The 9839-nt window shown below is 32.9% G+C and carries 12 protein-coding genes; 2 read left to right on the top strand and 10 right to left on the bottom strand.

Features of this window, described 5'->3' with window-relative positions:
* Positions 1-109: 109 nt before the first annotated feature.
* A complete protein-coding gene (locus tag ACLBXA_RS26135; RefSeq protein ID WP_086412968.1) occupies positions 110-1309 on the bottom strand; it encodes an ABC transporter permease in 1200 nt (399 codons plus the stop codon).
* The gene (locus tag ACLBXA_RS26130; RefSeq protein ID WP_000895232.1) at positions 1302-2012 is read right to left on the bottom strand and encodes an ABC transporter ATP-binding protein; all 711 of its coding nucleotides are present in this window, start codon (positions 2010-2012) and stop codon (positions 1302-1304) included. Before ACLBXA_RS26130 ends, ACLBXA_RS26135 begins: the two co-directional genes overlap by 8 nt.
* 153 nt (positions 2013-2165) lie before the next feature.
* Between ACLBXA_RS26130 and ACLBXA_RS26125 the strand changes: the two genes are divergently transcribed.
* The gene (locus tag ACLBXA_RS26125; protein WP_447617588.1) at positions 2166-2597 is read left to right on the top strand and encodes a GNAT family N-acetyltransferase; all 432 of its coding nucleotides are present in this window, start codon (positions 2166-2168) and stop codon (positions 2595-2597) included.
* A 28-nt stretch (positions 2598-2625) separates the two neighbouring features.
* On the top strand, positions 2626-3153 hold the full coding sequence (locus tag ACLBXA_RS26120) for an HAD-IIIA family hydrolase (RefSeq protein WP_000181784.1): 528 nt from the start codon (positions 2626-2628) through the stop codon (positions 3151-3153).
* A gap of 241 nt (positions 3154-3394) precedes the next feature.
* Here the strand turns inward: ACLBXA_RS26120 and ACLBXA_RS26115 are convergent, their stop codons facing one another.
* The 8 genes from ACLBXA_RS26115 to ACLBXA_RS26080 all read right to left on the bottom strand — a co-directional run bounded on the left by ACLBXA_RS26115 (position 3395) and on the right by ACLBXA_RS26080 (position 9759).
* Positions 3395-3613, bottom strand: coding sequence for a helix-turn-helix domain-containing protein (locus ACLBXA_RS26115; RefSeq protein WP_000152534.1), 219 nt, complete (start codon positions 3611-3613; stop codon positions 3395-3397).
* 10 nt (positions 3614-3623) lie between these two features.
* A complete protein-coding gene (locus tag ACLBXA_RS26110; protein WP_001273418.1) occupies positions 3624-4013 on the bottom strand; it encodes a DUF2975 domain-containing protein in 390 nt (129 codons plus the stop codon).
* Between the two features lie 274 nt (positions 4014-4287).
* The gene (locus ACLBXA_RS26105; RefSeq protein WP_001223866.1) at positions 4288-4728 is read right to left on the bottom strand and encodes a GNAT family N-acetyltransferase; all 441 of its coding nucleotides are present in this window, start codon (positions 4726-4728) and stop codon (positions 4288-4290) included.
* Complete coding sequence (locus ACLBXA_RS26100) at positions 4725-5198, bottom strand: SAM-dependent methyltransferase (protein WP_000493250.1); 474 nt, start codon at positions 5196-5198, stop codon at positions 4725-4727. The genes ACLBXA_RS26105 and ACLBXA_RS26100 overlap by 4 nt, the downstream gene beginning before the upstream one ends.
* An 88-nt stretch (positions 5199-5286) precedes the next feature.
* The gene (locus tag ACLBXA_RS26095) at positions 5287-5982 is read right to left on the bottom strand and encodes an aspartate/glutamate racemase family protein (RefSeq protein WP_000848566.1); all 696 of its coding nucleotides are present in this window, start codon (positions 5980-5982) and stop codon (positions 5287-5289) included.
* A 185-nt stretch (positions 5983-6167) separates the two neighbouring features.
* Complete coding sequence (locus ACLBXA_RS26090; RefSeq protein WP_001158664.1) at positions 6168-7370, bottom strand: iron-containing alcohol dehydrogenase; 1203 nt, start codon at positions 7368-7370, stop codon at positions 6168-6170.
* A 78-nt stretch (positions 7371-7448) separates the two neighbouring features.
* Positions 7449-8888 carry a GntP family permease gene (locus ACLBXA_RS26085; protein ID WP_000424340.1) on the bottom strand — a complete coding sequence of 480 codons (1440 nt, stop codon included), beginning with the start codon at positions 8886-8888 and terminating at the stop codon, positions 7449-7451.
* Between the two features lie 205 nt (positions 8889-9093).
* A complete protein-coding gene (locus ACLBXA_RS26080; protein WP_000278487.1) occupies positions 9094-9759 on the bottom strand; it encodes an HAD family hydrolase in 666 nt (221 codons plus the stop codon).
* Positions 9760-9839: the final 80 nt, after the last annotated feature.

Here is a 9839-nt window from a genome sequence, read left to right as displayed (position 1 = left end):
GGCAAAATTAAAAATGAGCCCGGTACAATACCGGACTCACTTTTATCAAGCTGCCTAATGAAATAACCGTGTCTAACTTTTAGGGGTCACTTCATCAATGGCTCTTTTTTTATGGTAAAAATACAATCCATACAATTAATAAAATAAAAACAAAGCCACCAATCACAGCTGGCAATAAATAAAACTGGGCAAGTATAACTATTGCATACAAGAGTATTGCTGGTAGTAATAAATAACGATCTGCCTTCCATCTTAACAATAGTAATTTCCCTTCATCACAATATAAACGAAGAAACATCTTATTCGTAAATTCATTCCAATAATCACGTGCATAGCGAGAAATTGCAACTACAGCAAATACGAGAACAATAGCTGTAATCCACCTTGGAGTCATAATTATACTTGCAGTACTGATACATACAATTTGAATATAAAATATTCGTGCAGTACTTGTACGGAAAAATTCTTTCAAAAAAGATTCGACAATACGAGAATCAGCTTTTTTTCCTAATAGTCTTTTAGAGCGCGGAAACATCCACGGTTTTTTATTCGAACTACTCGGTTTAGCCGCATGACCACCAACTTGCATAATTCCGCTCGTCCAGCGCATGCTTTCCTCCTTTTCTTTCTCGATTTCTTTAAAAAAGAACTTTTTATAATTCATTTTCTCTTTTACTAATACACTACTTAAGAAAATTACTAAACCGATAAATAGAATTGAATAAAATGGATTTTTATAAATAAAAAATAAACTAATTCCCAAAAAGGACACGCTCATAGAAAATACTACATTTTTTATAATCCATAAAACCCATCGTTTCCCCACATGTACATGAATAAATCTCGTTAACAACGACAACATAAATCGAAATATAGTAAAGAATACCCAAAATAATAGGACTTGTATCTCTGTTACCTCGATACTTTTCATCAACACCGGTAACATAATAACGACCACTATTATATTCGTTATCGCTATTCGAATAAATGTGTACATCATGCCATACTGGACTAATTTTCGCATATGTGTTGCATACGAAATTAAAAATAAACTATCCGCTTGCTCAAAAAATGAACGAACTCCTCTCGGATATGTTACTAGATAAAATGCTAGTAATCCTAATCCGAAATAAATCTTCTCTTCCATTGATAATTCATTTATCCATAGTGACCTATAATAGATTCCCATAAATATAAGTATTGGAATAATAATATATAACGCGACTGTCCAATCTGTTACCGAACGTATAGACTTCCACTTCCGCCGGAGCTCATGGCGTAATCTTTTATAAAATTGTTGTTTAATCATGTTGTTCACGCCTTACAATTATATCAAAGCAGTCTAGTAATGAGCTACCAGGCATTTCCGCTAACATTTGAATAGATTCTAAATGTCCATCTGCGACTAATGTACCTTGTGAAATGAGTAAAAATCTTTCACAAATTTTTTCAGCCGTATCCAATACGTGCGTACAAAGTAAAATTCCTGCCCCACGCTCTTTTTCTTTATATAAATAAGTTAAAAACTCTTTCGTAGCTACTGGATCTAAACCGATAAAGGGTTCATCAATAATATAAAAATCTGGCTCAGTTAAAAACGCCAATATTAGCATCGATTTTTGTTTCATACCTTTTGAAAACTTTGATAAATACTCATGTTTATGCTTATCCATTCGAAAAGTATGTAATAATTGTTCCGCTCTTTCTTCCCAGTTTCCCATTTCACTTCCACGAGCAGCCATTAATAATTCAATATGTTCCCAGAGCGTCAAGTAATCATAGTATGTTGGATGTTCTGGCACATATGCATACGGATTTTTCTTTTCACCGAATGATATTTCACCGTCCATATTTACAAGTAATCCGAGCATCGTTTTTATCGTCGTACTCTTCCCAGCACCATTTGCTCCAATAAGAGCAACTAGTTCACCTTTTTCGATAGAAAAAGCTATATCATGAATTGTTTCTTCGCCTATTTCATATCCAGCTGAGCGGATATTTACTTCTAACATGTCTTTCCCCTCTTTCCATTTCCAATACAATCAAGGAAAAGAATAACATATAACTATCTATATATCATTATAAAATATTTATTTTCATAGCAGGAAAAAACATTTTTTAACAGAATATTAAATGTTTGATTACATTTTATTGGAGTGGATAATATGTCTTTTCAAATTCGTGAAGCAACGATAGATGATATAGACGCACTTTGTTCTTTAACGAAAGAATTAAAAGGTTCCTCTATTTCCTATGAAGATATGAACAATCGATTACAATTCGTACAAATGAGTCCGTTTGATTTTTTATATGTTTACGAAGAAGAAGAAGCTATATTTGGATTACTTGGATTTCGTATACGTGAAAATTTAGAAGATGTAACACATTATGGAGAGATTTCAATTATTAGCGTCGATTCTAACATACGACGGAAAGGCATTGGACAAGTGTTGATGGATTATGCAGAGCAATTAGCAAAGAAACATAATTGCATTGGCACATGGCTAGTTAGTGGAACAAAAAGAGTAGAAGCTCATCCTTTTTACAAAAAATTAGGTTATGAAGTAAATGGCTACCGATTTGTAAAACATTTCTAAACTACTTATAATTGAAGGGACTATAACTATGACAAACATTAAAGCAATTTTCATTGATCGTGACGGTACAATTGGTGGTGACACTACAATACATTATCCGGGATCTTTTACATTATTTCCATTCACAAAAACATCCTTGCAAAAACTAAAAGCTAAAAATATAAAAATTTTCTCTTTCACAAATCAACCTGGTATCGCAGATGGAATAGCAACTGTAGCCGATTTTGTACAAGAATTAGAAGGCTTCGGTTTTGATGATATTTATGTATGTCCTCATAAACACGGTGATGGTTGTGAATGTCGTAAACCAAGTACAGGCATGCTGCTTAAAGCAGCAAAAAAACATGGGCTTGATTTAACACAATGTGCTGTAGTTGGTGATCGCTGGACTGATATTGTTGCAGGAGAAAAAGTAAATGCGACTACGATTCTAGTCCGAACAGGAGCTGGGTATGATGCTTTGCATACGTACCGAGACAAATGGGCACATATTGAACCAAACTACATTGCAGATAACTTTGAAGATGCAACAAACTGGGTTTTAAATCAACTATAATACAAATGAAGATTTTGATGCACTCAAAATAATTTAAATCATAGTTAAAATATCCTTTTTGGCAAATAATTTTCTTCCACAAAACGGATTACCTCAAAAGGTAGCAAGTTCCCTTTTGATACGCAAACATTGCAATTCAAATTATATTTTTTATTACTAACAGCAATTAACATAAAGAAGGAATAGCTTAGTGGCTATCCCTTCTTTATTGACTTCTATTATTTACATTTGTTATCTTTTTTTATTGAGTATTCTCATCGTTTTTATACTCCAAAATATCCCCTGGCTGACACTCCAAAGCTTTACATATCGCTTCCAATGTTGAAAAACGAACCGCTTTTGCTTTCCCATTTTTCAAAATAGAAAGATTCGCCATCGTAATTCCAACCTTCTCCGAAAGTTCCGTTACACTCATCTTTCGTTTTGCTAACATGACGTCAATATTAATAATAATTGTCATATCCGCCACCTCAGACCGTCAAATCATTTTCTGATTTTATGTTAATTGCTTCTTGTAGAAGGCGTTGAAGAATAGCAGCAAAAACAGCGATAACGAGCGAAGCAAAAACGATAATAAGTCCCACTAACCCAATAGGAGGGTCCATTTTTTTCGCTATAAAATGAAAAAGTGGCATACCCAATACATACAAACCACTGATTGTAACTGCACAGCGCTTTATATTCTTTAACGCCTTTACAGATAATTCCGAGAACGCTGTGTTCTCGTCAATATACTGTAAAAGATTGAAAGCCTGATAAAGAGCAACATAAAAAGGCACAGCTGCTCCATACATCACAATAAAAACAAGATATTTTATCGGAGCGATATTAGGATACAAATTCGCTACAAAATTCGCCATTTCCGGCACTAAAAATATGCATAAGGCAAGCACTGCAATTCCAGAAAGAAAAATAATTACTTTTAAGAACGTTGTTGAACTTCATTTAAGGCTCATTTACAATAACTCACTTATTTAATGACAACATAATTTTACCACATAATTTATCGTTTAACAATAAATAAATATCGTTTTATCGTTATTGTCATACTTTTTAATTTAGGAAAAAATAAAAAAGTATTTCTCATTACAAAGAAATTCTTTTTCTTGAAAATGCCTCTTTCAACTTAATTTTTTAAAACGTTAATTCGTAATGGAAATAACGATTATCTCTCAAATAACCATTTTCAGCATATAATCGTTGTGCTGATAAATTATCAATCTCTGTTTGTAATTTTACACCTTTTGCTCCATTTTCTAATGCGTATTCTTTAGCAGCTTCTAATAATTTTTTACCTGTTCCGGCTCCACGCTTCGCCGCTTGTACAAATAAATCATTTAAAATCCATAATTCTTTCATTGAAATGGAAGAAAATGATGGATATAGTTGTGTGAACCCAATATATTCGCCGTCTTCAACTGCTACGAAAATAACGGACTCTTTTTTCTCAATTCGGTTTCGTAAAAATACTTTTGCCCCTTCTAAATCAGAATCCTGCCTATAAAACATGCGATAGTTATTAAAAACTGATGCTAGTCCATCTAAATCTGCAATTGTTGCCTCATATATTCTCATTTTACTCCATTCCCCTTCCAATACTGTCTCATTATATCCGTTGCCCATTTAGGCTGGTGTATTTCTTCTTTCGGCATAAACTCTTTCATTATTGGTTTTATATCCAATATAGGAGTGCCATCAATAGCATCTAATCCCTCAACAATAATTGATTTACCTTCTCTTTTGATCACCTTTACAATTGTTACACCTATGCGATTCGGGCGATTTTTCCCGCGCTGTGCAAAAATACCTACTTCAGGATAATCCTTATTATTTCTAGGATGTCTAGCAAAATACTGAATTTGCTCGTCAGTTACTTTATGAAAATAAAAAACAACTTCAATATGAGAAAAATCTTCAATCCCTTGTATACTTTCTTCTGCATACATTTCAGTTAAAGTTATACGGGATCTTACTTCTCCCCACTCATCATCTTTTATTTCCTTTCTTTCATTATGTACAAATGCGATTGGTTGAACTGAAAACATGCGCATTCCCCCTTAAATGTAACCACTTACATTATAAAATATTTTCTGAATGTTTTCCAGATATATGAATTTAGTTTGCATAATATAATTACATTCTATCTAGAGCTACCTTGACTGCTTCAATTGCATGTATATGAGTCGTATCAAATATCGGGACAGATACGTCTTCTTGCTTTATTAATAACCCTATTTCTGTACAACCTAATATGATTCCCTGTGCTCCTTTTTGCACTAACTCTTCGATGACTCTTTTATAATATTCTCTAGATTGAGATACTATTTTTCCTAAACATAATTCTGTATATATTACTTTATTTATTTCTTTTCTATTTTTTTCTGATGGTACTATTACTTTTATATTATTTTCTTCTATACGTGACTTATAGAAATCTTGCTCCATTGTATATGTAGTTCCAAGCAGACCAACCTTTTGAATGTCTTTTCTTTTAATTGCTTTTGCAGTTGCATCAGCAATATGTAAGACTGGAATATCAATTTTCGCCTTTATTTTTCCAACTACCTTATGCATTGTATTTGTACAAATGATTATAAAGTCTGCTCCTCCCTTTTGTAATGAATATGCCGCATTCCCTAGAATTTCTCCAGCACCATCCCAATCTCCGCTAGACTGACATCGTTCAATCTCTTCAAAATCCACACTATTAATCAAACATTTTGCTGAATGTAGCCCTCCTAATCTCTCTTTTATTTCTTCATTAATAATTCGATAATATTCAGAAGTTGATTCCCAACTCATACCACCTATAAGACCTATCGTTTTCATATAAACAACACCTACCTAAACTTTTTTATAAAACTAATAACAACGTTTTATTGTATATATTATACATAATAAAACAAGACTTTAAGTTTGAAATATAAAGTCTTGTTTTACGGAATTTAATATGGAAATAATAAAGAGTAATTGTACTTTCATTTCCAAGGAAATTTTTATAGAATATTCTGAAATTAACAATCTGATGTTTTTATAAATTCTTTATACTTATAATTAAAACACTCTCGATACAACGCTTTGATTTCATCATATGATGGAACACGTGGGTTATTAGCTGGGCTACCACTTTCAATTGCATCTGATGCCATTTTAGAAATAGCATTTTCAAATTCAATTTCATCGATTCCATATTCTTTTAAATTTGGAATACGAAGATCAAAGCAAAGTTTTTTTATTTCCCCAAGCGTGTAGTCTGCTACTTCCTCATCAGAATTCGAATACAAATCCTTATTTAAACTACGTCCAATTTTTGCTAACCTTTTCACTGCACTTGTTTTTGTAAACTCTAACACTGTAGGTAATAGTATGGCATTTGATATTCCATGCGGTACATGAAATAATGCTCCCACTGGCCTTGACATTCCATGAACTAATGTAACTGATGCATTAGAAAATGCAATTCCAGCTTGTAAGGAAGCAATCATCATCGCTTCTCTTGCCTCCATATTACGTCCATCTTCATATGCTATACGTAAATATTTCATAATACTTTCAATAGCTGAAAGAGCAAGTACATCTGTAAGTGGCTGTGAAAATTTAGAAATATAAGCTTCAATCGCATGACATAACGCATCTATTCCTGTTGCTGCCGTAATTTGTGGTGGTAACGAACTTGTCAAAACTGGATCTATAATTGCTACTTTCGGTATAAAACTAGGATGCTTCATCATCATTTTTACATCTGTTTTTTTATTCGTAATTACTGCTACACTTGTAACTTCCGATCCAGTACCAGAAGTTGTTGGAATTGCAATAAGTGGTAGTGGATTGTTTTCTATTTCAATATCCTTTTCGACATAATCCTCAACTTCTCCACCATTTGTATATAAAACCGCTACTGCTTTCGCAGCATCAATACAACTTCCACCACCAATACCGATAATAAAATCACACTTTTCCTCTTTACAAAGAGATAAGGCTTCTAACACGTGTATATTTGTAGGTTCAGCATCCACTTTATTATATGTACTAACAGTAATACTTTTCTTATTTAGTTGTTGTATACACTTTTCAAGATATCCTAATTTCTCCATAATTGTATCAGTAACTATAAAAGCTCTTTTCCCTAACTTTTTTGATTGTTCCCCAAGTTTTTCAAGCGAATTCCTTCCATATAATACCGACTTTGGCATACGAAACTCAGAAACTTCTTGCAAGTACTCCACCCCTTCTTATCCTATTTAATATTTTATGATATAAATTATCGATTTGATGAATCTTTACGATTCGAATTTTTAATAGAGTCCTGTTAAAGTATAGAACGCGATAACTAAAAATACAGCAACCGTTTTCAAAACTGTAATAGCAAATATATCTTTATAGGACTGTTTATGTGTTAATCCTGTTACTGTAAGAATAGTAATAATAGCCCCGTTATGCGGTAGTGTATCCATTCCTCCTGATGCCATTGATACGATACGGTGCATAACTTCTAATGGAATATCAAATTGATTGGCCGCTGCAATAAATTTATCTCCCATTGCACTTAATACTATTCCCATTCCTCCTGATGCAGAGCCTGTAATTCCAGCTAAAATATTCGTCGTTACTGCACCATTCACTAACGGATTTGTGAAAGTAGCAGAGATGCCATCTCTCATAATTACGAAGCCTGGAAGTGCTGCAATGACACCACCGAATCCAAACTCAGCTCCTGTATTCATCGTTGCAAGTAGCGCTCCACCAATACTTGTATTCAATCCAGCTTGGAAACCTGTTACTACTCGCTTCCAATATAATAATAACGTTGTTAAGATCCCTATAATAAGTGCCAATTCTACAGACCAAATTCCTACTACTGCACTTAATTCTACTTTTCCAAATGCTTTCATACCAATTGCAGAAAAATCAAAACCGCTTGGATACCACTTTGGTATCATAATAGTAAACACTTTATTCATTACACCTACTAAAATAAGTGGTATAAATGCAATAAGTTGTTGTGCTCTTGTAATTTCAATGTTATTAATTAATGGCATATTTTTTTGTTCTAATTGCAAAGATGCTGCCATTTCAGTATTTCCATCATTAAAACCAAAATATCCTTCACCTGCCGCTTTTGCCTTCTTACGTCTACTCTCTAAATATAGTAAACCTAATGTAAGAACAAAAATTGCTCCTACAATGCCAAGTATCGGTGCAGCATAAATATTCGTTTTAAAAAATGTTGTAGGTATTACATTTTGAATTTGTGGTGATCCAGGTAGCGCATCCATTGTAAACGTTACTGCTCCAAGAACAATCGTTCCAGGGATTAAACGCTTTGGAATATTAGCTTGTCGAAACAACTTAGCTGCGAACGGATAAACAGCAAACACTACTACATACACACTAACACCACTATACGTTAAAATAGCCCCCATTAATACAATCGCTAATATAGTACGTTTTTCACCAACTAACTCAATAATCGTTTTTGCGATAGAATCTGCAATTCCTGACATTTCCACTACTTTTCCAAATATTGCTCCTAATAAAAACACAGGAAAATATAACTTTATAAATCCAACCATTTTCTCCATAAAGATATTAGAAAAGAAAGGTAATACATAACTAGGTTCTGTCAAAAATACTGCAAATAATGCAAATATCGGTGCGAATAAAATAACAGAAAAGCCTCTATATGCTACGAACATAAGTAAACTTAGTGCTAATAATATAATAACTAACTCCAATTTTACCCCTCCATTAAACAGAATATTCTAAAATTTATCGATAAACTTCTACTAATCTTTTAATTCTGACATCCCTCCTCTTATTCATACAATTTTTTCATGCTAAAAATGTCTAATTATAAATATTCGATTACATATGAAAAATCCCTTTAAACAGAAACGAATTCCTCATCATACGTTATAAAGGGATTGTTAGTACCTATATTTACTGATTTATTAAAATTTTTCTTACACAAAAATGATACAGTTCTTCAACATCTTTCACTATGTAAGTCGCACTAACTTCAGTCAGTTCTTTCTCACAGCCATAGCCATATAAAACACCAATTGAAGCAATTCCATTCTGATTCGCACCTATTATATCGTGCTTTCTATCACCAATCATTATCATTTCTTCTTTATTTAGTTCTTCATTTGTTTGTAAAATATGAGCAATTATTTCTTCTTTTTTTATTCTCGTACCATCTAAATTACTTCCAATGATATCTTCGAAATAATTCGTTAATTGAAAATGCTCTATAACTTGTTTCGCAAATACAGTGGGCTTTGAAGTAGCTACGAATATGCGATTTCCTGAACTTTTTAATTGTTGCAAGAGCTTCAGAATCCCCTCGTATACATTATTTTCAAACAATCCACGCTGCTTTAAATACTCACGGAAGTAAAAAACTGCACGTTCAACCTCTCCTTCACTCATATTATATCTCTCTACGAATGATTGCTGAATAGGAGGACCTATAAATGAATCTAACTCACTTATATGTACTTCTTCAATTCCTACTTTTTTTAACGCATACAAAACCGAATTTACAATCCCTTCTTTCGGATCCGTTAAAGTTCCATCTAAATCAAATAGAAATGTTTTATACATGTTTCATTCCTCCACTTAATTTGCTGTATAAATAACTGCTAACATCTCTTCCACTTCTCCCTATTATACTATCATTATCT

This window comes from Bacillus sp. D48C, assembly GCF_053345735.1.
This window is presented reverse-complemented; position numbering and strand designations above follow the sequence as displayed.